Source organism: Spirosoma luteum DSM 19990 (assembly GCF_000374065.1).
GTDB lineage: Bacteria > Bacteroidota > Bacteroidia > Cytophagales > Spirosomataceae > Spirosoma > Spirosoma luteum.
Window position 1 is genome coordinate 456,988 of sequence record NZ_KB893245.1, and the last position, 24,726, is coordinate 481,713.

Annotated in this window: 19 protein-coding genes and 1 riboswitch; of the genes, 8 read left to right on the forward strand and 11 right to left on the reverse strand. The window is 49.6% G+C overall.

The genetic code is table 11. The features are described from left to right. The first annotated feature begins 97 nt into the window (after window positions 1–97). Window positions 98–205: riboswitch (SAM riboswitch) on the forward strand. 107 nt (window positions 206–312) lie between these two features. Both metH and B156_RS31240 read left to right on the forward strand, forming a co-directional pair. Next, the gene (metH, locus tag B156_RS0102000; RefSeq protein WP_018617936.1) at window positions 313–4,104 is read left to right on the forward strand and encodes a methionine synthase; all 3,792 of its coding nucleotides are present in this window, start codon (window positions 313–315) and stop codon (window positions 4,102–4,104) included. 161 nt (window positions 4,105–4,265) lie between these two features. After that, complete coding sequence (locus B156_RS31240) at window positions 4,266–4,433, forward strand: lmo0937 family membrane protein (RefSeq protein WP_018617937.1); 168 nt, start codon at window positions 4,266–4,268, stop codon at window positions 4,431–4,433. Between the two features lie 103 nt (window positions 4,434–4,536). On the opposite strand, the gene tsf is transcribed toward B156_RS31240, so the two are convergent. The 4 genes from tsf to rplM form a co-directional block, all read right to left on the reverse strand. Continuing rightward, complete coding sequence (tsf, locus tag B156_RS0102010) at window positions 4,537–5,370, reverse strand: translation elongation factor Ts (RefSeq protein ID WP_018617938.1); 834 nt, start codon at window positions 5,368–5,370, stop codon at window positions 4,537–4,539. Between the two features lie 196 nt (window positions 5,371–5,566). Then, on the reverse strand, window positions 5,567–6,400 hold the full coding sequence (gene rpsB, locus B156_RS0102015; protein WP_018617939.1) for a 30S ribosomal protein S2: 834 nt from the start codon (window positions 6,398–6,400) through the stop codon (window positions 5,567–5,569). A gap of 188 nt (window positions 6,401–6,588) precedes the next feature. Then, window positions 6,589–6,975, reverse strand: a complete 387-nt coding sequence (rpsI, locus tag B156_RS0102020) for a 30S ribosomal protein S9 (protein WP_018617940.1) — start codon at window positions 6,973–6,975, stop codon at window positions 6,589–6,591. Next, window positions 6,975–7,424, reverse strand: coding sequence for a 50S ribosomal protein L13 (gene rplM / locus B156_RS0102025; protein WP_018617941.1), 450 nt, complete (start codon window positions 7,422–7,424; stop codon window positions 6,975–6,977). Before rplM ends, rpsI begins: the two co-directional genes overlap by 1 nt. Window positions 7,425–7,715: 291 nt before the next feature. Here rplM and B156_RS0102030 point away from each other — a divergent pair, with 291 nt between their 5' ends. After that, the gene (locus B156_RS0102030) at window positions 7,716–8,873 is read left to right on the forward strand and encodes a zinc-dependent alcohol dehydrogenase (RefSeq protein WP_018617942.1); all 1,158 of its coding nucleotides are present in this window, start codon (window positions 7,716–7,718) and stop codon (window positions 8,871–8,873) included. Between the two features lie 73 nt (window positions 8,874–8,946). Next, window positions 8,947–10,002: an SDR family NAD(P)-dependent oxidoreductase gene (locus B156_RS0102035; RefSeq protein ID WP_018617943.1), complete on the forward strand. Its 1,056-nt coding sequence runs from the start codon at window positions 8,947–8,949 to the stop codon at window positions 10,000–10,002. Window positions 10,003–10,069: 67 nt separating this feature from the next. Here B156_RS0102035 and mraY read toward each other — a convergent pair whose 3' ends face one another. The 6 genes from mraY to B156_RS0102065 all read right to left on the reverse strand — a co-directional run bounded on the left by mraY (window position 10,070) and on the right by B156_RS0102065 (window position 17,996). Next, the gene (gene mraY / locus B156_RS0102040) at window positions 10,070–11,278 is read right to left on the reverse strand and encodes a phospho-N-acetylmuramoyl-pentapeptide-transferase (protein WP_018617944.1); all 1,209 of its coding nucleotides are present in this window, start codon (window positions 11,276–11,278) and stop codon (window positions 10,070–10,072) included. Between the two features lie 99 nt (window positions 11,279–11,377). Beyond that, on the reverse strand, window positions 11,378–12,856 hold the full coding sequence (locus tag B156_RS0102045; RefSeq protein ID WP_018617945.1) for a UDP-N-acetylmuramoyl-L-alanyl-D-glutamate--2,6-diaminopimelate ligase: 1,479 nt from the start codon (window positions 12,854–12,856) through the stop codon (window positions 11,378–11,380). A gap of 83 nt (window positions 12,857–12,939) precedes the next feature. Continuing rightward, window positions 12,940–15,075: a penicillin-binding protein gene (locus tag B156_RS0102050; protein WP_018617946.1), complete on the reverse strand. Its 2,136-nt coding sequence runs from the start codon at window positions 15,073–15,075 to the stop codon at window positions 12,940–12,942. Beyond that, a complete protein-coding gene (locus B156_RS0102055; RefSeq protein WP_018617947.1) occupies window positions 15,059–15,478 on the reverse strand; it encodes an FtsL-like putative cell division protein in 420 nt (139 codons plus the stop codon). Before B156_RS0102055 ends, B156_RS0102050 begins: the two co-directional genes overlap by 17 nt. A 90-nt stretch (window positions 15,479–15,568) precedes the next feature. Then, window positions 15,569–17,077 carry a M20/M25/M40 family metallo-hydrolase gene (locus tag B156_RS0102060; protein ID WP_018617948.1) on the reverse strand — a complete coding sequence of 503 codons (1,509 nt, stop codon included), beginning with the start codon at window positions 17,075–17,077 and terminating at the stop codon, window positions 15,569–15,571. A gap of 220 nt (window positions 17,078–17,297) precedes the next feature. Next, window positions 17,298–17,996 carry a DUF3431 domain-containing protein gene (locus tag B156_RS0102065; RefSeq protein ID WP_018617949.1) on the reverse strand — a complete coding sequence of 233 codons (699 nt, stop codon included), beginning with the start codon at window positions 17,994–17,996 and terminating at the stop codon, window positions 17,298–17,300. A gap of 132 nt (window positions 17,997–18,128) precedes the next feature. Between B156_RS0102065 and B156_RS0102070 the strand changes: the two genes are divergently transcribed. The 4 genes from B156_RS0102070 (at window position 18,129) to B156_RS0102085 (ending at window position 23,466) form a co-directional block, all read left to right on the forward strand. Beyond that, the gene (locus B156_RS0102070) at window positions 18,129–20,261 is read left to right on the forward strand and encodes a S9 family peptidase (protein WP_018617950.1); all 2,133 of its coding nucleotides are present in this window, start codon (window positions 18,129–18,131) and stop codon (window positions 20,259–20,261) included. A gap of 81 nt (window positions 20,262–20,342) precedes the next feature. After that, window positions 20,343–20,939, forward strand: coding sequence for a hypothetical protein (locus B156_RS0102075; protein ID WP_018617951.1), 597 nt, complete (start codon window positions 20,343–20,345; stop codon window positions 20,937–20,939). Window positions 20,940–21,020: 81 nt separating this feature from the next. After that, a complete protein-coding gene (locus B156_RS0102080; RefSeq protein WP_018617952.1) occupies window positions 21,021–22,013 on the forward strand; it encodes an aspartate-semialdehyde dehydrogenase in 993 nt (330 codons plus the stop codon). Window positions 22,014–22,149: 136 nt separating this feature from the next. Then, on the forward strand, window positions 22,150–23,466 hold the full coding sequence (locus B156_RS0102085; protein WP_018617953.1) for a cryptochrome/photolyase family protein: 1,317 nt from the start codon (window positions 22,150–22,152) through the stop codon (window positions 23,464–23,466). A gap of 23 nt (window positions 23,467–23,489) precedes the next feature. On the opposite strand, the gene B156_RS0102090 is transcribed toward B156_RS0102085, so the two are convergent. Further along, window positions 23,490–24,719 (reverse strand): lytic transglycosylase domain-containing protein, encoded by a 1,230-nt coding sequence (locus tag B156_RS0102090; RefSeq protein ID WP_018617954.1) that lies wholly within the window; start codon window positions 24,717–24,719, stop codon window positions 23,490–23,492. Window positions 24,720–24,726 lie beyond the last annotated feature (7 nt).

Here is a 24,726-nt window from a genome sequence, read left to right on the forward strand (position 1 = left end):
GCTACCCTGTATTCTTTGCTGACAGGGCAGAAGCAGAATTGTATTTAGTGGAGTACACGGTTAACCGGCATACCTTTTTTTTTCGTATTTTTGCCAATACTTATCCAGAAAGACGGAGGGAACGGACCCGACGATGTCTTGGCAACCAACCCATTCTGGGAAATGGTGCCAATTTCCTCCTGCCAATAAACAGGATAGATAAGTCAGCCTTCCGCTACGAGGCTTTCTGCTGATAAGTCTTTTCTATTTTGGACTTTTTTAAGGATACTGTTTGTTAAGCACTCTAACAAACACGCCTTGCAGCACTCGCTTTTGAAAACGATATACGAACTTCTGAACGAACGAATCCTCGTCCTCGATGGGGCGATGGGTACCATGATTCAACGGTACAACCTGACCGAAGACGACTACCGGGGTGAACGATTCCGCAGCTGGGAGCACGATTTGAAAGGAAATAACGACTTGCTGTCGCTCACTAAACCGGACATTATTCAGGCTATCCATCGGCAGTACCTCGAAGCGGGAGCTGATATTATCGAGACCAATACCTTCAGTGGAACAACCATCGCCATGGCGGACTACCACATGGAAGAGTTAGCCTATGAGTTAAATTATGAATCGGCCCGGATTGCTAAAGAAGTTGCCGTAGACGTTTCCCGAGCCAATCCCGACAAACCCCGTTTTGTGGCGGGTGCTATGGGGCCAACGAACCGAACAGCCTCCCTATCCCCCGATGTCAATAACCCGGCTTACCGTGCCGTCACATTTGATGAACTGGTGGATGCTTACTATGAGCAGGTCAGCGGCCTGGTAGAGGGTGGGGCCGACCTGTTGCTGGTCGAAACGATATTCGATACGCTCAATGCCAAGGCGGCCATGTTCGCTATCGACAAGTACTTCAATCTGAATCCGCAGCAGGTGGTTCGGCCCATCATGATTTCGGGCACGATTACGGATGCCAGTGGCCGAACCTTATCCGGGCAGACAACGGAAGCCTTTTTGTACTCCGTTTCGCACCTGCCGCTACTGAGTATTGGCCTAAACTGTGCGCTGGGTGCCGAACTGATGCGCCCCTATATCCAGACGCTGGCCAAAGAGTCACCGTTTTTTACATCGGCTTACCCAAACGCCGGGTTACCCAATGAGTTTGGCGAATACGACGAAACGCCGGAGATGATGGCGCTGCAAGTCGAAGATTTTATTAAAAGTAGTTTTGTTAATATCGTAGGCGGTTGTTGTGGCTCCACGCCCGACCATATTCGGGCCATTGCGGAGGCCGCAGCTAAATACCCACCCCGGCAACGGCCTGAGCCGGAAATTTACCAGAAGCTGAGTGGCTTGGAACCGTTGAAAATTACCGAGCAAACCAACTTCCTGAACGTAGGTGAACGAACTAATGTAACGGGTTCTAAGAAGTTTGCCCGTCTTATCAAAGAAGGGAATTACGACGAAGCCCTCAGCATTGCCCGTGGGCAGGTAGAAGGCGGGGCGCAGGTAATTGACGTGAACATGGATGAAGGGATGCTGGATTCGGTAGAAGCCATGACGACCTTCCTGAACCTGATTGCGGCCGAACCCGATATAGCCCGCGTACCCATCATGGTCGACTCCTCTAAGTGGGAGGTTATCGAGGCCGGTCTGAAATGCGTACAGGGTAAAGCTATCGTGAATTCCATTTCGATGAAAGAGGGCGAGGAAGCGTTCATTGAGCGGGCGAAACTGGTAAAACGGTATGGAGCCGCTGCGGTGGTCATGGCGTTTGACGAAGCCGGACAGGCCGACTCTTACCAGCGACGCATTGACATCTGTGAACGGGCCTACCGCATTCTGGTGGACAAAGTCCATTTCGCTCCGCAGGATATTATTTTTGACCCCAATATTCTGACGGTTGCCACCGGTATTGAGGAGCATAACAATTATGCCGTCGATTTTATCAATGCTACCCGCTGGATTAAGCAAAACTTGCCGCTGGCCAAAGTAAGCGGGGGGGTGTCGAATATTTCGTTTAGTTTTCGGGGGAATGATGTGGTGCGGGAAGCGATGCACTCTGCCTTTTTGTACCATGCTATTCGGGCTGGTATGGATATGGGTATCGTGAATGCCGGGCAGTTGGAGGTGTACGATAGCATTCCAAAAGATTTACTGGAGCGTTGCGAAGACGTACTGTTAAACCGGCGGGACGATGCGACCGAACGCCTAGTCGATTTTGCCGAAACGGTGAAGGCCAAAGGTAAAGCGATTGTTCAGGATGAAAGCTGGCGGCTCGAATCCGTACACGAACGGCTCAAACACGCCCTTATAAAAGGTATTACCGACTATATTGATCAGGACGTTGAAGAAATTCGCTTGCAGGTCGAGCGGCCTTTGCACGTTATTGAAGGGCCATTAATGGATGGCATGAACGTAGTGGGTGATTTGTTCGGCGCGGGCAAGATGTTTCTGCCGCAAGTGGTAAAGTCGGCCCGGGTAATGAAAAAAGCGGTGGCTTATTTGACGCCATTTATTGAAGCAGAGAAACTTATTGGTGGAGACACATCGACCAATGCCGGTACTATCTTGCTGGCAACGGTAAAAGGCGATGTACACGACATCGGTAAAAATATTGTAGGGGTAGTGCTGGGCTGCAATAATTACGAAATTATTGACCTTGGCGTGATGGTGCCGACTCAGAAAATTCTGGACGAAGCCCGCAGGCTTAATGTAGATATCATTGGACTGAGCGGTCTTATAACCCCTTCACTCGATGAGATGGTGGGTGTTGCCAAAGAGATGGAACGCCAGGGGTTCAAAACGCCCTTGCTGATTGGTGGGGCAACCACCTCACGGGTGCATACCGCCGTAAAAATTGACCCGCATTATTCAGGACCTGTTGTTCACGTACTGGATGCCAGCCGGAGCGTACCCGTAGCCGGTCGTTTAGTGAGCGAAGCGGAAGATACCCGTGACCTGATTTTTACTGAAATCAAAGCCGAGTACGCCAGGATGCGGGTGGACCATGCAAAGCGGCAGAAAGAAAAAAATACCCTCGGCATTGAAAAAGCCCGGGCTAATCGTGCCCCCATCGACTGGAGTTCTTTCGAGCCAACAAAACCAACATTCCTCGGTAATCGCTACTTCGATGAGTATGATATAGCTGAACTAGCGAAATACATCGACTGGACGCCCTTCTTCCAGACCTGGCAGTTGCACGGCAAATACCCGGCTATTTTTAACGATGCTGTAGTTGGTAAAGAGGCTCAGCAGTTGTTTGATGATGCTAATAAACTGCTGAAGGAAATTATCGCCAATAAGCTCTTGAAAGCAAAGGCAGTAGTGGGATTTTTTCCCGCTAACTCCGCTGGCGATGACATACTGTTGCATGAGTTTGAAGAACAGGTTCGGGATATTTCCTGCGAACGGCACGGTTCCCATCAGCACATTGAATACAAAATTAGCAGGGCAGAATCACAACTGGCGGCTGCTTCGGCAGGAGAATTAGTTTACGACACAAAAACGGTGTTACACTTTTTGCGGCAGCAGAACCAGAAAGCGGCTGGATTGCCTAATTATTGTTTGTCGGATTTCATTGCCCCGCTGGAAAGCGGTCGTGAGGATTACATTGGTGGATTTGCCGTTACGGCGGGAATTGGCATCGAAGCGCTGCTGGATAAATATGAACGCGACCACGATGACTACAACAGCATTATGGTGAAGGCCCTGGCCGATCGCCTGGCCGAAGCCTTTGCCGAGCGGATGCATGAACGTGTTCGTACTGAGTTTTGGCCTTATGCTACGGGCGAAACACTGTCGAACGAACAACTTATCAAAGAAGATTACCAGGGCATCCGGCCGGCGCCAGGCTACCCCGCCTGTCCCGACCACACTGAGAAGGGAACCTTGTTCAATTTGTTGGATGCCAACAAAATTGGAATCGAACTAACCGAAAGTTACGCGATGTACCCAGCCTCGTCGGTGAGTGGCTTCTACTTCTCCCACCCTGAGTCCCGGTATTTTCCGGTCGGAAAAATCAACAAGGATCAAGTGCTGAATTATGCCCAGCGTAAGGATATGCCCCTGGAAGAGATTGAGCGGTGGTTGAGTCCGGTATTGAGTTATGACGTTTAAATAGGAGTTATTTATTGTGATTGGTTTGACTGGAAGTGATGGTCGCGCCCCTCTTTATTCCGTATCAATCTATAGGCGTAAAATCGACTTCTAAAACATTTAGTAAAAGCACTAGTTATACTGGAGAAATCCTTATTCTCACTTTATAACAAAACAAACCAATGGGCAATCTTTTGTATACAATCGCAGTAATCCTGATCATCATTTGGTTACTGGGTTTCCTAGGTGTACTGGGTGCTGGTATAGCTAGTAGCGGTTTAATCCACATTTTGCTGGTTATTGCAGTTATCGCTATTATTCTTCGTCTGATCCAGGGGCGAGGTATATAGGGATTCCATTCATTATAAAAGAAAATAATCCTGTTCTAGAACAGGAACCACAAAAAAGCCCGGCTTATGGCCGGGCTTTTTTGTGGTTCCTGAGCTGTAGCAATTAGCTAATGGCTACCCGCTTGAAAGCTGATACCGTCAGGCCTTTACTGGTTTTTTCCAGCAATTGCGAAATCGTTAGGGAAGTATCCTTCACAAACTCCTGGTTGAGCAGTGTGTTATCTTTGTAAAACTTGTTAAGTTTTCCCAGCGCGATTCGCTCCAGCATGGCTTCGGGCTTGCCTTCCTGACGAGCCTGCTCTTTCCCGATCTCGATTTCACGTTCTACGGTAGTAGCATCAACGCCATCCTTATCCAAAGCAATGGGCTTCATAGCCGCAATCTGCATGGCGATGTCTTTACCTACTTCGTCAACATCAGTTCCGCTGGTGTTGATTAAACCGACCAGTACACCAAGCTTACCGTTCGAGTGGATGTAAGAAACAACCTTATCGGCAGAAACGGTTTCAAATGAAGCTACACTTACTTTCTCACCAATCTTACCCATCAGGTCCGTAATGTGGTCCTGTAAGGAACGACCATCCGCCTGGGGCGTGGCCAGCAGTGCTTCTTTACTGGTAGCATCCGTTGCAACAGCCGTACTCATCACGGTCATCGCCAGGTTTTGAAAATCAGCTACCTTCGATACGGGTTCCGTTTCGCAGGCTAGTGCTATTACTTTTCCTGTCTTGCCATTCTGACTAACGTGCGCCAGTACGATGCCTTCGGCAGTGGCGTTGTCAGCTCGTTTATCGGCTATTTTCTGGCCCTGCTTCCGCAGAACCTCCTTTGCTTTTTCAAAATCGCCATCCGCTTCGGTAAGGGCTTTTTTACAGTCCATCATACCGGCTCCGGTCTCTTGCCGAAGTTTATTTACGTCAGCAGCAGTAATTGCCATAGTAAAAGGGTGTTTATTAAATTAAACGCCAAATAAAAAATAAGTATTGAATTGCTGTTGTTGAAATGGAATAGCCCATAGCGGCTGGCTACGGGCTATTTTTTGTTTACGGTATACGCTTTATCATTTTCGGTTAGCTACCATCCAGTGTACTAACCAGCCAACCAAAAACTGTGAACTATAAACCGTAAACTAATTATCCTTCCTGCTCATCTTCCACTACCGCAGTGGGAGCGGGAGCTGCCTCAGGCTGGGTCTCGCCTTCGGCACTAGCCTGGGCCATGTCCTGCTTGCGCTTTGCTTCCTCTTCTTCCTGAATCCGCTGATCATCTTTATCCTGCTTCCGCTCCATCAGACCTTCTTCGATGGCCTTCCCAATGGCAAGCGTAATCAGTGAAATAGATTTGTAAGCGTCATCGTTAGCCGGAATAGCAAACTCAACATCTTCTGGATTCGAGTTTGTATCGCACATAGCAAATACAGGAATACCCAGCCGGTGCGCTTCAGATACGGCAATGTGTTCACGCTTTACGTCAACTATGAACAAAGCGGCTGGCAAACGGGTCAGATCGGCAATACCGCCCAACACACGCTCCAGTTTCTCTTTGTCGCGGCTACGGGTCAAACGCTCCCGCTTGGCAATGCTCTTGACGGTCTCCTCGTCTTTCAGCATTTTTTCCAGCGTTTGCATTTTTTTCAGCGACTTCCGGATGGTAGCGAAGTTCGTTAACATACCACCTTGCCAACGGTCTGTGACGTACGGCATTTTCAGGCGACGAGCTTCTTCCGAAACAATTTCCTGTGCCTGTTTTTTGGTGGCAACAAACATGATCTTACGTCCCGAACGAACAATACCTTTCAGGGCATTACAGGCTTCGTCGAGCGCAGCTACCGTTTTGTTGAGGTCAATAATATGGATGCCGTTTTTCTCCATAAAAATATACGGAGCCATCCGGGGATCCCACTTGCGCGTAAGGTGGCCAAAATGCACACCAGCGTCTAATAGTTCTTTATATTCGATTTGTGCCATTTCTAAAAATGAACCGGAACGCCGGCGCGAATAAAAAATGAGTAATAATAAAGTACGCAGCACCACGCATCGGCATCATCTAAGCGCAGTCTGGACTAAATCAGGTGCCAGTTGATTCGTTAGCCAGTTAGTCATATAAAATAATATAGACTGACAGACTCACTACCTGAAAAACTGGGGGACTGGTATTAACGTTTGGAGAACTGGAACCGGCGACGGGCTTTTTTCCGACCTGGCTTTTTCCGTTCTACCATACGCGAATCCCGTGTCAGGAATCCCTCTTTCTTGAGGGCCGGACGAAACTCAGCGTTCATTTCGACCAGCGCGCGGGCAATGGCCATACGGGTAGCTTCTGCCTGACCGGCTACACCACCACCACGAACGTTGACTTTTACGTCGTATCCACCCACGCCGTTTACCGTAGCAAAGGGTTGGTTAAGAATGATTTGCAGGACTTCGGTTGGAAAATACTGTTTGTAATCTTTTCCGTTTACCGAGATGGCTCCGCTGCCCGCCGACATATAAATGCGGGAGATGGCAGTTTTACGGCGGCCAATGGTATTAATACGATCCATTATATGTTGAATTTAACTGCGGTGGGTTGCTGTGCCTCGTGCGGGTGTTGATTACCGGCATATACGTACAGGTTGGTGTATAAACGCCGACCAAGCCGATTTTTCGGCAACATACCTTTCACTGCATGTTCGATGATGCGCTCGGGATGTTTCTCGAGCAGCAACCGGGGCGATGCGAACCGTTGGCCGCCGGGATAACCCGTGTGGCGAACGTAAACTTTGTCGGTCATCTTGGCACCCGTAAGGCGCACCTTGTCGGCGTTGATGACAATCACGTTGTCTCCGCAATCAACATGCGGGGTGAAGTTGGTCTTGTGTTTGCCGCGGATCAGGTGAGCAATTTGGCTGGCCAGCCGACCGAGCACTTCACCCTGAGCGTCAACCACAATCCATTCCTTCTGCGCCGTTTCTTTGTTGGCCGAGATGGTTTTGTAACTGAGCGTATTCACTTTATGGAGACTAATTGGTTTGTTTTCAATAGATTACCTATCAAAAAGATAGGCCCGTTTCGAAACGGGAGTGCAAATATAGGCCTTATGACCCTTAAAAGCAAGGGTGGAGCAGGAATATAACTACTGAACGCTCAACCCATTAGGTAGGTAAGAGCTGGCTAATCAAATAATTCCACTCAATAACAAAGTCTGTATTACAAGTAGGTTTTTAAAACCAATGCCAAACCGGATAGTTAGTCTCTTAATTCAGCCTGTTGGCTGATTTTAAAAAACCAACTCAACGTATTTATGAAAGCAGCCGTTTTTCACAAAGTAGGTGATATTCGTTACGAAGCGACGGATGATCCAACAATCGAACAGTCAAGGGATGTTATTCTGCGCGTTACCTCAACGGCCATCTGCGGCTCCGATCTGCATATCTACGATGGGTTCCTGCCCCAGTTTCAGAATGAGGTGCTGGGCCACGAGTTTATGGGTATTGTGGAAGATGTCGGATCGGAGGTAACCAATTTAAAGAAAGGAGATCGGGTAGTAGTACCGTTTACCATTGCCTGCGGGCACTGCTTTTTCTGCGAGCATAATCTTCAGATGCACTGCGAAAATTCGAATCCAGAACACTACGGTCCCGATGGTGGCTTGCTGACAGAAAAGGGCGGTGGCCTGTTTGGTTATTCAGACCTGTATGGTGGTTACAACGGAGGACAGGCGGAGTACGTCCGGGTGCCCTATGCCGATTATAGCTTGCGTCACGTTCCCGAGACTCTGAAGGACGAGCAGGTACTTTTTCTGACCGATATCTTCCCGACCGGCTGGAGTGCTATTGAATGGGGAGAGCTGCGGGGCGGGGAAACAGTAGCCATTTTTGGCTCTGGACCTGTGGGGCTGATGGCGCAGAAATCAGCCTGGCTACAGGGAGCCGGACGGGTAATTGCCATTGATCCGCTGCCCTATCGACTCGAGCGGGCCCGGCGGGTAAACAACGTGGAAACGATAAATCCACACGATGTTGACGTTGTGGAAGCAATCCGCAACATGACTCACGGCCGTGGCGCTGATTTATGTGTTGATGCCGTTGGTATGGAAGCCGAACGGTCGATACTGGACAAGGCAAAAGCTGTTATCAACCTGGAAAAAGGGACAACCAAGGTGTTGGAACTGTGTTTTCAGGCCGTTCGGCGCGGAGGAATTGTATCGGTAGTTGGTGTATACGGAGCCCCATCTGACAATTTTCCAATCGGGCGTCTGTTCGATAAAGGCGTTACCATGCGCATGGGGCAGTCGCAGGTTCATAAAAATATTGACCATCTGCTCGATTTGGTGGTGCAGGGCAAGGTTGTACTCGATGATATTGTGTCGCACATACTGCCGTTAGCCGACATTAGCCGGGGCTATGAGATATTCAAGAAGAAGAAAGACGATTGTACTAAAGTGATTTTGAAACCCTGATTAAAGTAGGAACATGGTTTTGGGCGCCATAACGGGCAGTTAATTGCGTAGAACAAAAAATAATAACTCAACAATGGAAGAACATAAAAATGGAAAAACTGCGCTCATTACCGGGGCAAGCAGCGGCATCGGGCAGGAATTAACCCGGCTTTTTGCCAAAGACGGTTACAATCTGGTGTTGGTGGGGCGTAACCAGGAGAGTCTGGAGCAACTAGCGTCCAACTTTCATAATCAGTATGGTACCCAGACAACCATTCTGACTAAAGATCTGGCGAATACCAGTGCCCCGGAGGAAATCTATGCCGAAACACAGCAAAAGAGTATTCAGGTTGATGTGCTGGTAAACGATGCTGGTTTTGGCGAGTACGGGCAGTTTGCTACCGAAACGGATTTACAAAAGGAGTTAAGCGTTATTCAGGTTAACGCTACAGCACTGGTTCATCTCACCAAGTTATACCTGAACGACATGGTGAGTCGCAACGAGGGTAAAATTCTGATGCTTGGGTCTGAAGTATCGGTCATCCCCAATCCGTTAATGGCCGTGTATGGGGCGACAAAAGCGTTTATCAAGTCATTTTCAGAAGCGATTCGGAATGAGGTTAAACACACGAACGTAACTATTACGGTGCTGATGCCCGGCGCAACCAACACTAATTTCTTCAAAGTCGCCGGTGCAGAGAATATAAAAGGAGCCGACCCGCAAAAAACAGCCAGCCCGGCCGATGTGGCCAAAGAAGGCTATGAGGCTCTTATGCAGGGCAAAGATCACGTAGTAGCGGGTTGGATGAACAAAGCCCGTGTTGCCGTTGCCCACATCCTGCCTGACCCGTTGCTGGCTGCCAATGTACGCAGGGACATGACACCCAAAGATCAGGCGGAAGAAGATCAGAAGAATGTCATAACGATTGCGGTGCTGACGGGTGCCCTTGTACTTGGCGGTCTTTGGCTATTCTCAAAAAAGGGAGGGAGCCTTAATCTGAAGTCGATCAGTGCCTATGACCGCGCCCGTTACCGACACAAAGCGAAAGCGGCCGGAAAATCAGCGAAAAAAACGCTTGAAACGGCTAGTGATGCGGTGAAGGATACCTACAAAAAGGCAAAAACGGCCGTAGAAGAAGAACTGGCCTAACCTGCACGTTACGCTGAACCGACAGTCGAATATAACAAATACTCGATTGTCGGTTCAGCGTGAAAAACTACCGTAGTTTTAACGTAGCCAGGGCCAGGACGGCCAGAATGATACCAACAATCCATAGTCGGGTCACGATTTTGGCTTCGTGGTAACCCAGTTTCTGGAAATGATGGTGTAGGGGTGACATGAGGAAGATTCGCCTGCCCTCTCCGTATTTTCGTTTTGTGTACTTAAAATAACTTACCTGCGTGATTACGGATACCAGTTCGGCCAGAAAAATGCCGCAGATAACGGGGATCATCAGCTCCTTCCGAATTGCCAAGAACAACACGGCAATAACACCGCCCAGCATCAGACTCCCCGTATCGCCCATGAATACCTGAGCCGGATATGAATTGTACCATAAAAAGCCGACACAGGCCCCAACAAAGGCCGCACAAAAAATTACCAGTTCACCCGCATTTGGTATGTACATAATATTGAGGTACTGCGAGAAAACCTTGTTCCCAGACAGATAGGCCAGTACACCAATGGTTAACCCAATAATAACGGATGTGCCAGCCGCCAACCCGTCAATGCCATCGGTAATGTTCGCGCCGTTGGAAACTGCCGTGATGATGAAAATGCAAATGCCTACGTACACAATCCATGTGTAATTTTCCGGCAGGAATCCGAACAGCAGCGAGCTATAATCGAACTCGTTATTTTTCATGAACGGCACCGTTGTTAGCGTGGATTTCATATCCTGGTACACATCGGGAACCGTCGATGTGCTAAACATACGGGGGGCGTATTTACGGATTTTTACGGACTCGTTGAAATATAGGGTAAGACCTACTATAAGCCCCAATCCAACTTGCCCAACTACTTTAAACTTCCCTTGCAAGCCCTCTTTGTTTTTCTTGAAAACCTTGATGTAGTCGTCCAGGAAGCCAATCATACCCGTCCAGACGGTTGATACGATGGCGAGAATAACATACACGTTAGATAGTTTCGCGAAGAGTAAGGCCGGAATCAGTAGCGAAGCCAGAATAATAAAACCACCCATAGTGGGCGTACCGCGCTTCTGCATCTGCCCTTCCAGCCCCAGGTCGCGGATGGACTCGCCAATTTGCAGGTTACGGAGTTTATCAATGATTCGCCGGCCAAATAGGGCCGCTACCAGCAACGACGTGATGACGGCACCCAGAGCCCGAAACGATATGTATTGGAAAACCCCGGCTCCGGGAAAGTTATATTGTTCGTCGAGAAACTGGAAAAGGTAGTAGAGCATAGGGTATGAATGAGTGAGTAATAAGATGACAGAATGAGTGAATGGTAAAAGAACAGTCACTCATTCTGTCATCTTATTATTCGCAATTGATTTTCAAAGTTATTGATTTCCGCGTTCTTCAAAAGACTCCCGTAGTACAAGCCGGTCATCAAAGTCGTACTTGACCCCGCTTATTTCCTGATACGTTTCATGCCCTTTACCCGCCACCAGAATAATGTCGTGCGGATGGGCCAGTGAAACGGCCTGCCGGATAGCTTCGTGCCGATCTTCGATGGTTACTGTCTTTTTGACGTCGACGGGTGGAACGCCAGCCTGCATCTGTTCCAGAATGGCCATTGGGTCTTCATTGCGCGGATTGTCGGAAGTTAGAATAACCCGGTTACTGAAGCGGCAGGCGATTTCAGCCATAATAGGCCGTTTGGCCGCATCACGATTCCCGCCACACCCTACAATGGTGATAATTTGCGGCAGACGTCCCTGGTCATTATCCTGCCGTAAGTCATTGATGGTTTCTAATACATTCTGCAGCGCGTCGGGTGTATGGGCGTAATCGACAATGCCCACAATTTTGTCGGATGATACAATCTGCTCAAAGCGGCCCTGTGGGGGAGTGATACCCGAAAGCAGCGTTAATACATCGGTTGGGTCTTCGCCAAGCAAAACAGAGGCTCCGTATACACTCAGTAGATTATAGGCATTGAAACGACCAATCAATTTAAACCACACTTCCCGGTCATCCACCAGCATCTGTAAGCCAAATAAACTATCAGCCAGTACTTTTCCTTTGAAACTGGCCAGCGTCTGGAGGGAGTAGGTTTCCTTGCGGGCGTTTGTGTTTTGAAGCATCACCAGCCCCCGCTTATCGTCTACGTTAGTTAGCGCGAAAGCAGTGGCGGGGAGTTGATCGAAGAAGCTCTTTTTTGCCCGGATGTAATTATCGAAGGTACCGTGAAAATCAAGGTGGTCGTGGGTAATGTTCGTGAAAATACCACCGGTAAATGTCAATCCCGCCACCCGTTCCTGCACCATGGCGTGTGAACTGACTTCCATAAATACGTGCGTACACCCATGCGCCAGCATTTGGGTTAACAGTTGATTGATGGTAATGGCGTCGGGTGTGGTGTGCGTGGCGGGGAGAATTTTCTCATCAATCTGGTTCTGGACCGTCGATAATAGGCCGCATCGGTAGCCCAGTGCCCGAAACAAACGAAAGAGCAATGTGGCAACAGACGTTTTGCCATTGGTACCCGTTATACCAACCAGTTTGAGTTTGCTTGATGGATGTTCGTAGAAACTGGCAGCCAGCAATCCCATGGTTCGGGCCGCGTTCTGCACCCGTACATACGCTACGTCGGGTGATAGACTGGCCGGTAGTTCTTCGCAGAGAATGGCCGATGCGCCCTGGCTCACCGCCGTATCAATGAAGGCGTGACCATCCGTAACCGTGCCACGCAGAGCAATGAACAAACAACCGGGGCTAACCCGGCGCGAGTCCATTATCATGCTGGTTACCTCGGCATCCATATTACCGGAAGTAGCCAGCAGCGGAATTTTATAGAGAAGATTTTTTAGCAGCATACAGTTTGGACAAACCACCCGTTCGGTTGTCATCTGCAAAAAAACAGGTAGAAAAGCGGACTACCTAATTTTACGGCTCCTGTTTACCCCAACCGTAATGTAATCAGCTTTCCTATCGTTTTAGCAATTTCGATTCCCGGATCTACGGATTGCTGTTTTACCTTACCCTTGCCTTCTACCTGTACCCGAAAGCCACGGTTTTCGAGCAGAAACAGCGCGTCGCGCAGGCTAAGACCCCGCACATCGGGAACCTGGTCAGGGCGGGTCGGGCGTGATTTCCAGCGTCCGCTGGGTGTGGTTTCAACCCATCCCTCAACAGCGGGTTCGCTTTTGATATGTAAGGCATCGCTAATCGTATGCAGATCATCGGCATAGCCCGCCACCATGCTTGTTGTGGATTGCGGCTGCGCGTTGCTGGCTTTCATCGGGGCGTGCATCCGAATATCATACGCCACGATTCGGTCGGCTACCGCCTTGAACACGGGGGCGGACACCGCACCGGCATACAGACTACCGCCGTTTTCTCCCTGATGCGGATTATCCACAACGACAATCATGCTGTACTTTGGCTTGTCGGCCGGGAAATACCCAATGAATGAGGTGTAATACCGACCACGCTGGTAAAGCCCGCCAATTATTTTCTGGGCTGTTCCCGTTTTTCCGGCAATTTCGTAATAAGGGTTGTCGATATGTTTGGCTGTTCCGTGCGCTACCACACCCCTTAGCAGTTCGTGGGCTTTCCGAATGGTTTCTTTCGAGCAGAAGGGTGAGGAGGATACGTAGGGCTTGTTTTCTTCAACCAGTTCATCGGCCAGCTTGATCTGCTTCACCAGCAACGGACGAACCCAGTAGCCGTTATTCGCTACCGCGTTATAAAATGTGAGCATCTGTAAGGGCGTCAACTGCATTTCGTAGCCATACGACATAGACGTAATGGAGGCCCGGCTCCAGCCTTTCATGTCGGGGTTACGAACAACGGGCATCGCTTCGCCTTTCATACGAATACCGGTTGGCTGCGTTAGATGAAACTGGCTCAGGTACTGGCAATATAATGCAGGCCGCTGGTAGAAATAGCTGCGCATAAGCAGGTGGGTGCCTATGTTCGACGATTTCTCAAAGACCTCACGAGCGGTAAGCGGGCCTGAGCCGCCCCCATTGGAATCGGTTATCCAGATGCTATTGTACCGAACCGCGTGGGTGCCTGTCTGTACCATCTGATTTAAAGAAATGGCCTTCTCTTCCATCAGGGCCATCATTGTAGCCAGTTTGAAGGTCGAGCCAGGGTCATTGCTACCAGCCAGGGCATGATTGAAATTCTCTACGTAGTTTCCAGCCTTGGTACGGGTGAGGTTAGCCATTGCCCTGATTTCGCCGGTTGCTACTTCCATCACGATAACGGAGCCTTTAGCCGCCTTGTACTTCTCCAGCGTTTCGTGCAGGGCCGATTCGGCTATATCCTGGTAGTTGACATCAATGGTGGTGTATAGGTCCATGCCCGGTTCGGGCTTCATATCGGGGCCATCATTAACGGGTTTGCGAACACCCCCCGCCAGAACTTCTACCAGACCAACGGCATTTCTACCAGCCAGCTCGGGCTGGAAAGAGGCTTCTAGGCCAATTAGACCACGTCCTGTTTTGGCATCGAGGTTGCCAATGGTACGTTCGGCCATGCGATTGAAGGGGTGATAGCGCTCATAATACGCCCGTAGTACGCCACCCCGGGCATTTACTTTCGATGTTGATCGAAAAAAGGGGGCTTTGAGCAAAATAGTTCGCTCCTGGAACGTGATTCGCCGGTGGTTTAGCAAAACGTAGCGTCGTTTGTGTTTACGCGCATCCCTGATAACACCGGCATAATCGCGGGCAGAACGATCCCGGTAGATCCGGGCGAGTGTTTGGGCGAGGGAATCTACTTTATCCGCGAAGTAAGCCGGTTTGGCCACGGTGGGGTCAATGCCCACAACGTAAGTAGGTAGCGACGTAGCCAGCAGTCGTCCGTCGTTGGCGTAAATATTTCCCCGCATAGCCCGAATCGTGTCCCGCTGAATAAGGGTAGCTGCAACGCGCTCCCGCCAGAACTTACCTTTTACGTCCTTATGGAAATATTGCAGGTAAACGAGCCGAACCATCACGCTGACAGCAAGAACAATAACCAGATAGAATATATGGTCGGCCCGCTGAATGATGTCCTGCTTGATGTTATTAGTTTGGTTCTTCATGGGACTTAACAACAATTTTGTAGGGTGGAGTCTGGCTATCGGACAACCCCAATGGGGCTACACGCCGGCTAATCTCGGATTGTTTGCCGCTTTTATCGAAATCTGCCTGCAATACAGTAGCCTGCGAGCGAAGCTCGCTAACCTGCGCTTTGGTACGCAGGATGCGCCGAAACAATCGTTCTGCGTTGTGATTCAGGCCAATGTACAGGATGAGCAGGAAGGTAACCCACAAAATACGGTCGATGTGGTAAATAGGCCAGGCGTTGTCTTCCCCAAAAAGACGGTTGAGGGGGATAAGATCGTCTAGCCACGCAGCCAGTCGTAATCGTCGGCGTTCCCTTTTTCGTTTGATGACTCGTTCTGGAACAACCCGCTCTGGTTTCCGAAAGGTATTTTTAGCCATTTTTGGGTAGGATGAGATAGGATTACAAAGTAACAAAAACATCCTTTCTCCAGGTGCCTACTATTAAAGTAAAACTTTAATAGTAGGCACTTACTCCTTCCATCGCCATTCGTTGGCAATCTGCAAAGGCGTACGTAGTCCCTGCGTGACCAGGTAATCGCGGGTTTGGGTATCGTTTTGCCGTTTTGCCGGAATAGCGTCGGCACTGGCAAGAGCGTAGAGCAGCATGGTCGAGTACCGAACGGTATTTTTTAATTGTCCGGCATTGACGAGGTTTATCCGGTCACAATTGGCATGGTAGCAGTCGAGCACTTCCTTATCCAGGTGACCGTTCATGCCCACTACGGGAACTCCCTGTAGCATAAAGGGTTGGTGGTCGGAGTGTAATCCCGCCTGATTGCGCATGTCGTTGGCAAAGGCTGGTTCAACCTCCTTCATTGTTTCGCCAATGGCGGTCAGAAAAGGCAACATGGCTGAATGACCAAAGGCATTCAGGCCCGTTGGATCATTGGTCATGTCGAGGTTTAGCATGTACCGTACCTGGTCAATCTGTCCGGTCTTCTTTAATTTGTCGACCAGTGCCTTGGAGCCTAGCAGACCCTGTTCTTCACCCATGAAAAGAACGAATTCAACCGTACGCTTCGGTTTCAATTTAAGGGCTTTAAACGTACGGGCAATGTCCATAACGGCAAAGGAGCCAATACCATTATCAATCGCTCCGGTGGCTAAGTCCCAGGAATCTAGGTGGCCGCCAACAATGATTTTTTCGTCAGGATAGGTAGAGCCTTTGAGGGTTGCTATCACATTACGAGCGCGTATTTTACGGCTCGTGTTGGTCATGTCAATCATAGCCTGTAGTCGACCATGTTCTTCCTGCATCCACGAGCGGAGAGCCTCGCCACTTTCGAGAGAAATGCAAACGGATGGAATTGGAATGAGTTGACCCGTTACCGAAGCCGTCCCGGTGAGCAACACATTGCCGGGCACCAGATTGACCATAATCACACCCGACGCCCCGTATTGGATAGCCAGGGCCGTTTTTTCGGAGCGGTGCAGATTACGGGCACCCTTTACCGGAGCTGCCAAACCGATGTTTACCAGTGCTACTTTACCCTTTATTTTGTCCCGGAGGGCGGCAAAGTCGCCTTCCAGCCCGTTGCCAATGTCCAGGATTTCACCCTTAATGTGGGCCTCTGTTGGCGAGTGCGCCAGGGCTACCACGGGCACATCCCGGAAATTATCACTCTTTTCCGGTACGATTGATAATGTAACCGTATCCCGCATCCAGGCTTCCACCTCAAATGGCTGGTAACGGACATCTTTAGCCCCGTACCCATATGAGGACAATAGATCGAAGGCATACGTTTCGGCGCGAGTTCCATTCGCACTGCCTGTTAGCCGGTGGCCTACCAGATTTGAGGCATCAACCAGCGTTTCGTACGCACGGCTGTGTTCGCTTACTTCCCTGTTAATACGGGTAAAAGCCTTCTGAAAGGAGTCTTTTTCGGGGTAATAGCCAGTCAATACGGTCAGCGTACCAGCGGTACCGATACAGAACAGAACGAGCCGAAATTGGGGCACGTAGAATCTCCGGGCCATGAATAAGTAATGGTAGTTGTTATTGATTAAAGATACGAAAAAGCGTATTTGTTTTTGAATACCAGACAGTAAGACCGCATATTTCTTAAAAGGGTTCGATTTGACCAGTCTTTTTGAGGCAGCTCTACCATTCCCTTTTGTCTGTAGCGATTAGTTTTTAGGTAACGGTAGCCGCTCAATGACGCGTAATTCGTTTGGTTAGATAAAACGGGCTATCGTTTCACTTTATCTGGTCAGGACCAATCGATACCGTTTGCTGGTGTTTCATTGGTTTCATATACACCGTCTGGCGCCCTGCTAGCCAGTCAGGGTTGATGCCAGCCACCCTAAAAACGCGGTCCCAGCTGCGCTCATAGCAATGGGCCGCGTCAGGGAATGACGTAGCTACTGCCAGTGCCCGTTCGTAAAATGAAACGGGTTGCCGCAAAACAATGCTGCGATTCACAACAAATTGAGCACCCAGCACAAACGTGTACTGGTCAGGACCATCCGCTCCGAACAGGGCGAGGTGAAATCCGTTTAAATCAAGTCCCCGGCCATCCTCATTCTTGCTCCACGGCCGAAAAAGGCGATGCCCCTGCTTATCGTCGGTATCGATTAGGTGGCCGAGCCACCGGAAACCGGTTGAGCTGATGGCATCGGGATTAGCGACAAATTCGCGCAGGTTTTTTTTGAAATCGTAGGCGTGGTCGAAGGGTTTGCCTTGGCAAAAAATGGTCCATTCGGCCAATGAATTGTACCGGCTAATGATGTGATGCAGATACGTATGCGCTTCGCGGCCCACATTAGGTACGGGAGTTGCTTTATGCTCGCTTTGCTCGTCAGGCCCTTTGGTATAAACGGTGGTTGCCAATCCAGCGGGCAGGTTTCTCAGCCAGTTCAGGTTTTCGGTATAGTGAGCAACGACGAGTTCGGGCATGATTTCCTGTACGCAGCAAGGTGCAGTGGAGACAAAGGTCGCGGAGTTCTGCCATTTTCTACACTACCGACGCGTGCAAATAAGGGTTACTTTTACAGAAATTTTCCGGAAAGAAACGAGCAGAACTTCATCATGAAACTGATTTGTTCAACGATACTTACTACCCTCACGCTCTACAGCATGACTCAGGCACAAACTCCATCGGCACCAAAAGCGGCTATCAAGGCTAAGGAACTTATCACCAACGGCAGCAAACGGATCGATAATTATTACTACCTCAACGAACGCGAGAATCCCGAGGTAATCAGCTACCTGAACGCCGAAAACGCGTACCTCGAACAAGTGCTGGCTCCTGTTAAAGACCTGCAAGCGAAACTGTTTGAAGAAATGAAAGGGCGCATCAAGCAGCAGGACGAGTCGGTTCCGTACCGGGAGGGAGGCTATTTTTATTACACTCGCTACGTTACCGGGGGGGAATATCCACTGTACTGCCGTAAAAAAGGCTCGCTGCAAGGTACCGAAGAAATTATGTTCGACGGAAACAAGCTGGCGAAAGGGCATAACTACTACCAGCTTGGCGGCTACGAAGTGTCGGATAACGATGAACTGGCCATTTTTGCGGAGGATACCGTTAGTCGGCGGTTGTATTCCCTGCGGGTGAAAAACTTGAAAACCGGCAAAATTTATCCCGAAATCATCCCGAATACCGAAGCCGGTAGTTTTGCCTGGGCTACGGATAACAAAACGCTTTTCTACGTCAAAAAAGACCCGCAAACACTGCTGGGTTACCAGGTCTATCGGCATGTGCTGGGAACCGACCCCAAAGCCGATGTACTGGTGTACGAAGAAAAAGACAACCAGTTTTACATGGGTCTAAGTCGATCCAAGTCAAAGAAGTATATCGAAATCAGCTCCGACCATAACGGCGTATCAACCGAGTTTCAACTGCTGGAAGCCAGTAACCCGATGGGTAAGTTCGTGACGTTTCTGCCCCGTGAAAAGGGGCATGAGTACGACATCGTTCATTATAAAAACAAGTTTTACGTCCGCACTAACTGGAAGGCCGAAAACTTCCGGCTGATGGAAGTGCCCGAAGGTAAAACCACCGACCGAACTGCCTGGAAGGAAGTAATTGCGCATCGCCCGGATGTGTATCTGGCTAATATGGATGTGTTCGTCAACCACCTGGTTCTCGGCGAACGTAAAGCGGGCCTGACCAATATTCGCGTTATCAATCAAAATAGGAACGCCGACGAATACCTCAATTTTGGTGAACCGGCCTATGTGGCTGGTATTGCCTACAATCCTGATTTCAACACGAACGTACTGCGTTACAGCTATTCATCGCTCACCACGCCCAATTCTACCTTCGATTATAATATGGACACGAAGGAGAAAACGCTGAAAAAACAGCAGGACGTGCTGGGAGGCTTCGATAAAAACAATTACGTGTCGGAACGGGTCTACGCCACCGCGCGTGATGGCGTGCAGGTACCCGTTTCGCTGGTGTATCGGAAGGGTACTAAAAAGGATGGTGCGGCTCCGTTGCTGCAATACGCGTACGGCTCCTACGGTTACTCCATGGACCCCGGCTTTAGTTCGACTCGCCTGAGCCTGCTCGACCGGGGCTTTATCTTCGCCATCGCCCACATCCGGGGTGGTCAGGAAATGGGCCGTCGGTGGTATGAAGATGGGAAGATGCTGAAGAAGAAAAATACCTTCAATGACTTCGTTGATGTATCTGAATACCTGATTAAAAACAAGTACACGAGTGCCGACAAACTCTTCGCCATGGGCGGCAGTGCGGGTGGTCTGCTGATGGGGGCAGTCATCAATCAGGCCCCGCAACTGTACCGGGGCGTGGTGGCAGCTGTACCCTTTGTGGACGTGGTAACGACTATGCTCGACGAAACGATTCCGCTTACCACCGGCGAATTTGAGGAGTGGGGGAATCCTAAAAATAAGGAGTATTATGACTACATGCTGTCGTACTCGCCTTATGACAATGTGAAGCAGCAAGCCTACCCGAACCTACTGGTTACCACGGGCCTGCACGATTCGCAGGTACAGTACTGGGAGCCTGCCAAGTGGGTAGCCAAACTCCGCGTCATGAAAACGAATACCAACCCCGGCGAGGAAACCCAGTTGCTGCTGCACACCAATATGGAAGCAGGACATGGGGGCGCATCGGGCCGTTTTCAAGCCCTAAAGGAAATTGCTTTGGAATACGCGTTTATGTTGAATCTGGCAGGAGTGAGAGAGTAGAGGGAAGACGCGAAAATTTACCCGATTTCGATTTGTTTATATGGTCAGTTGTTTATATTTATTCAACTAAACGGACTGAGTATGAAAACGCTTTTCCTTTTCCTCATAATCCTGCCAGCCAGCGTATGGGCACAGACTGAACCGCTTAAGCCAATAGAAACTACATCGGAGCCGACCTATCAATACTTCCATCATGGAAACGGATATGGCCTTAGTCAGCGCTATATCTACGACGGTATCGAAGTCAGGCGTGCCCCGGATCTGGCTCCGTACATAGAGGCTTCCGGCGACAAAAATGCCATTCAGGAATTTCAGCAATACGTTCGCCAACGAAGGTTACGTACAATTATGCTTGTGGTAGGTGGCTCTACAATGCTACTGGGCGGTATTATTACTACCAGATTAGGTGCTTCCCAGACACTTACGGGTCCGCTCACTGCAACTAGTCTTGGCGCATTCACAAACGAGGCAAGAAAAACGCATACAACTGCCTTACTGACAGCGGGCGTAGGTTTTGCTATTGCAGCCATCGGAGCGTTAGCTCTTCACCCGGACTTTCACCTTCGTCGTTCAATACAATATTACAACCGCAGCTTGAAACAGCAGGGTGTTTCCTGGCAGGTAATGCCTTATTCCAGCATTAGCCATTCGGGCATTGGACTGATGGCACAATTCTGACTTTTTTAAACCAATGGGTCTGTACGTCAAACTTTTGGCGTAATTTTGCGGGCAATTTCTTAATCAATTGTTCGTAAAACCATGAAAATTGCCGTTGTTGGCGCTACTGGCCTGGTCGGTAGTGAAATCCTGAAAGTGCTGGAGGAACGAAACTTCCCCGTGTCCGAACTTATTCCTGTTGCTTCCGAGCGGTCGGTTGGTAAACAGGTTGCGTTCAAGGGTAAGTCGTACTCAATCGTAAGCTTTGAGGATGCCATTGCTGCCAAACCAGCCATTGCGATTTTTTCGGCCGGGGGAGGCACCTCACTGGAACTGGCCCCGAAGTTTGCCGAAGCGGGTATTACGGTGGTCGACAACTCGTCGGCCTGGCGGATGGACCCAACCAAAAAACTGGTTGTTCCGGAAATAAATGCCAATACACTAACGCCCGAAGACAAGATTATTGCCAACCCTAATTGCTCGACCATTCAGATGGTCGTCGCCCTGAAACCCCTGCACGACAAATATAAAATCAAACGTGTAGTGGTATCGACATACCAATCCGTGACGGGTACGGGCAAGGCAGCTGTCGACCAGCTTTTCGCCGAACGTGCCGGTAATACGGATGCGCCGAAAGTGTATCCGCACCCCATCGATCTCAACGTGCTGCCCCATATCGACGTTTTCCTCGATAACGGTTATACGAAAGAGGAGATGAAGATGGTGAATGAGACCAAGAAGATAATGGGCGACGATTCGATTCAGGTAACCGCTACTACGGTCCGTATTCCAACGATCGGTGGTCACTCGGAAGCCGTGAACATCGAATTTGAAAATGAGTTTGAACTACCGGATGTCGTTGATTTGCTGAGCAAAGCCGAAGGTGTTATTGTGCAGGACGACCCGGCTAATAAAATTTACCCCATGCCACTGACGGCCCACGGTAGAGACGAAGTCTTCGTCGGCCGTATTCGTCGTGACGAAAGCCAGCCCAAAACGCTGAATATGTGGATTGTGGCCGATAACCTCCGCAAAGGAGCGGCCACCAACGCCGTGCAAATTGCCGAGTACTTAATGAAGCATAAACTGGTGTAAACAGCACTTACGTTGATTTTTAGCGTGTATTTGACTTGTTGAGTCAAGTACACGCTTTTTTTATTGAGAAAGCGCAACGTAGGGTTTGCTTAACATTTCATGTCAACAGCGGGTTTGAAGGCAAAATAGTCCCTGTATGAACGAGTCAGAACCCCTGTCACTTGTGTGGCTTCGCCGAGACCTGCGACTGCACGACAATGCCGCTTTGTATTGTGCCCTCAAAAGTGGGCGGCCTGTAGTGCCCGTTTTCATTTTCGACCGTACCATTCTGGATGATTTGGACGACCGTACGGACCGGCGGGTGGAGTTTCTGGTGCAGGAAGTCAATCGTCTGCACAACGAGCTTGCCAAAATGGAGTCCACAATCATCGTACGTTATGGGCATCCGGTAGAAGTCTGGAAAGAACTAATTGAGCAATATTCCATTGGGGAAGTGTTTGCCAACCGCGACTACGAAGTATACGCCAAAGAACGGGATAAGGCCATTGGCGATCTTCTTAAAGAACACAACATTGGTTTCCAGACCGGTAAAGACCAGACAATTTTTGACCAGGATGAAATCCTGACCGGCAAAAAAACGCCTTATACCGTTTTCACGCCTTACAGCCGCAAGTGGCACGACAAGCTGGACACGTTCTACCTGAAATCTTACCCTACGGAAGAATACTTCGGCCAGTTCTGGCAAACAAAACCGACACCGGTTCCTACGTTGACCGATATGGATTTTCAGCCGGTGAAGGAGCCATTTCCGCCCCGTACGGTTCCTGATACACTGTTAGATAACTACGCCAAAACCCGTGATTTCCCGGCCTTGCCGGAAAGTACGAGTGAGCTCAGTATGCACCTGCGTTTTGGTACCATCAGCATTCGTGACCTGTCCCGGCAGGCGAAGGAAGCCAGCAACAAAACATTTTTGAATGAACTATGCTGGCGGGACTTCTATTTTCAGGTGCTTGACCATTTCCCGCACGTAGAGAAAAACTCTTTCCGGCGGCAATACGACCAGATTGAATGGCGGAACAATGAAGACGAATTCGATAAATGGTGCCGGGGCGAAACGGGCTACCCCATTGTAGATGCCGGTATGCGCCAACTCAATACAATAGGCTGGATGCACAACCGGGTTCGGATGATTACGGCCAGTTTCCTGTGCAAACACCTGCTCATTGACTGGCGGTGGGGTGAGGCTTACTTCGGAAAAAAACTGCGGGATTACGACCTGTCTGCTAATAATGGCGGCTGGCAGTGGGCAGCCGGGTCAGGCACTGATGCCGCCCCTTACTTTCGGGTCTTTAACCCCACGTTGCAGGCGAAAAAGTTCGACCCTGAAAATGAGTATGTGGAGCAATGGGTGCCGGAAGTCAATAAGGGTGACTACCCCAAACCGATGGTTGAGCATACAATGGCCCGCCAACGTGCTATTGATACGTACAAAAAGACACTGGCTAAATGAAGGTAGCACTGGAACAAACTTGACTACAGCTTCCACTGTACAATCCAGCCTGGCTCAACCTTTTTTGGGAGTACCAGACCAGCCATACCCGTAACTGGATTCATGCCAAGCAGCGTAAGCGAAATAGGTTTTTTGGTATCGGCTGGAATTGCTTTGGTAGCCCGAAGAAACAGATTACCCCGTGCATCTACGTCGTCCACAACAGCATATAGAACATCACCAATTTTTAGAGCATCTTCGCCAATCTGCACATCTTCTGTCAGCGTAAATGCCCAGCTTTTGCCCACTTTTAAGGGACCGGCTTTAACCAGTTTAGTGGCTACATCTCCTATATAAACCATTGGTTTGCGGGGTTTGCTTTTCAGCAGTTCTGCCAACAGGCTGTCCACCACGACGGATTCCTTACGTGTGGGACTACCATAGAATGATTCAACGGGTATTCCCTCTGGTTCAGGTTCGTCTTCCTGAAGCCACCCCATTTTCCGGGCCTGTTCCCGTTCTTTCTCGTAGGCGGTCCCGGCTGAAGCCAGCATAATACCCACTGAACCAATGCCGTAGGATGGATTAGTGAATAGTTCTTTCATCGCCAGAATCCGGTAGAGATAATGACCCGTTTCGGCATTCATGGCCATTGTGTAATAATCGCGCCGGCCTGATTTCGTAATCTTCCGCTGTATCATACCAACGCCCCCATTGTAGGCAGCCGCTACCAGCGTCCAGGAACCCAGCTTGCGGTACAAAAATTTGATGTAGGTACAGGCTGCTTCAGTCGATTTCCGAAGGTCGGTACGTTCGTCGTTGCTGGGGGTGATGGAAAGCCCCATATCCTGCGCCGTTTCATCCATAAACTGCCAGTAGCCAACTGCCCCCGCCGACGATACCGCATTGGCGCGCCAGTCACTCTCGATGAGCGGGAGATATTTGAAATCGTTGGGAATATTGTGCTTCTGAAGGATTGGCTCAATAACGGCAAAATGAGGAGCCGAACGGGCTCTCAGGCTATTGATATGCCGGGCGTAGCCCGCGTTACTGGCCAGGGCAAAAGCCAGTTTAGCCGAAACATCGCCCTGTTCAGTTGGTACAGCTTCTCCACAGAAATGCAGCCTGTTTGGGCCAGTCGATACGCGGGACTGATAGGTTGCCTGGTGAAACTGCTTGTTTTTTTTGGAGGGTATTCTCTGGGCACTGGCTGAAACAAAAAGTAGCAGGTGAATCAGCGTTAGTACGGTTGTGCTTGTTGGAGATAAAGTCAAAACTAAG

What these genes read in the sequence shown, in the direction of transcription:
- B156_RS31240 (WP_018617937.1), top strand. Translation starts at nt 4,266, where the DNA reads ATGGGCAATCTTTTGTATACAATCGCAGTAATCCTGATCATCATTTGG.
- tsf (WP_018617938.1), bottom strand. Translation starts at nt 5,370, where the DNA reads ATGGCAATTACTGCTGCTGACGTAAATAAACTTCGGCAAGAGACCGGA.
- rpsB (WP_018617939.1), bottom strand. Translation starts at nt 6,400, where the DNA reads ATGGCACAAATCGAATATAAAGAACTATTAGACGCTGGTGTGCATTTT.
- rpsI (WP_018617940.1), bottom strand. Translation starts at nt 6,975, where the DNA reads ATGGATCGTATTAATACCATTGGCCGCCGTAAAACTGCCATCTCCCGC.
- B156_RS0102030 (WP_018617942.1), top strand. Translation starts at nt 7,716, where the DNA reads ATGAAAGCAGCCGTTTTTCACAAAGTAGGTGATATTCGTTACGAAGCG.
- B156_RS0102035 (WP_018617943.1), top strand. Translation starts at nt 8,947, where the DNA reads ATGGAAGAACATAAAAATGGAAAAACTGCGCTCATTACCGGGGCAAGC.
- mraY (WP_018617944.1), bottom strand. Translation starts at nt 11,278, where the DNA reads ATGCTCTACTACCTTTTCCAGTTTCTCGACGAACAATATAACTTTCCC.
- B156_RS0102045 (WP_018617945.1), bottom strand. Translation starts at nt 12,856, where the DNA reads ATGCTGCTAAAAAATCTTCTCTATAAAATTCCGCTGCTGGCTACTTCC.
- B156_RS0102050 (WP_018617946.1), bottom strand. Translation starts at nt 15,075, where the DNA reads ATGAAGAACCAAACTAATAACATCAAGCAGGACATCATTCAGCGGGCC.
- B156_RS0102055 (WP_018617947.1), bottom strand. Translation starts at nt 15,478, where the DNA reads ATGGCTAAAAATACCTTTCGGAAACCAGAGCGGGTTGTTCCAGAACGA.
- B156_RS0102060 (WP_018617948.1), bottom strand. Translation starts at nt 17,077, where the DNA reads ATGGCCCGGAGATTCTACGTGCCCCAATTTCGGCTCGTTCTGTTCTGT.
- B156_RS0102065 (WP_018617949.1), bottom strand. Translation starts at nt 17,996, where the DNA reads ATGCCCGAACTCGTCGTTGCTCACTATACCGAAAACCTGAACTGGCTG.
- B156_RS0102070 (WP_018617950.1), top strand. Translation starts at nt 18,129, where the DNA reads ATGAAACTGATTTGTTCAACGATACTTACTACCCTCACGCTCTACAGC.
- B156_RS0102075 (WP_018617951.1), top strand. Translation starts at nt 20,343, where the DNA reads ATGAAAACGCTTTTCCTTTTCCTCATAATCCTGCCAGCCAGCGTATGG.
- B156_RS0102080 (WP_018617952.1), top strand. Translation starts at nt 21,021, where the DNA reads ATGAAAATTGCCGTTGTTGGCGCTACTGGCCTGGTCGGTAGTGAAATC.
- B156_RS0102085 (WP_018617953.1), top strand. Translation starts at nt 22,150, where the DNA reads ATGAACGAGTCAGAACCCCTGTCACTTGTGTGGCTTCGCCGAGACCTG.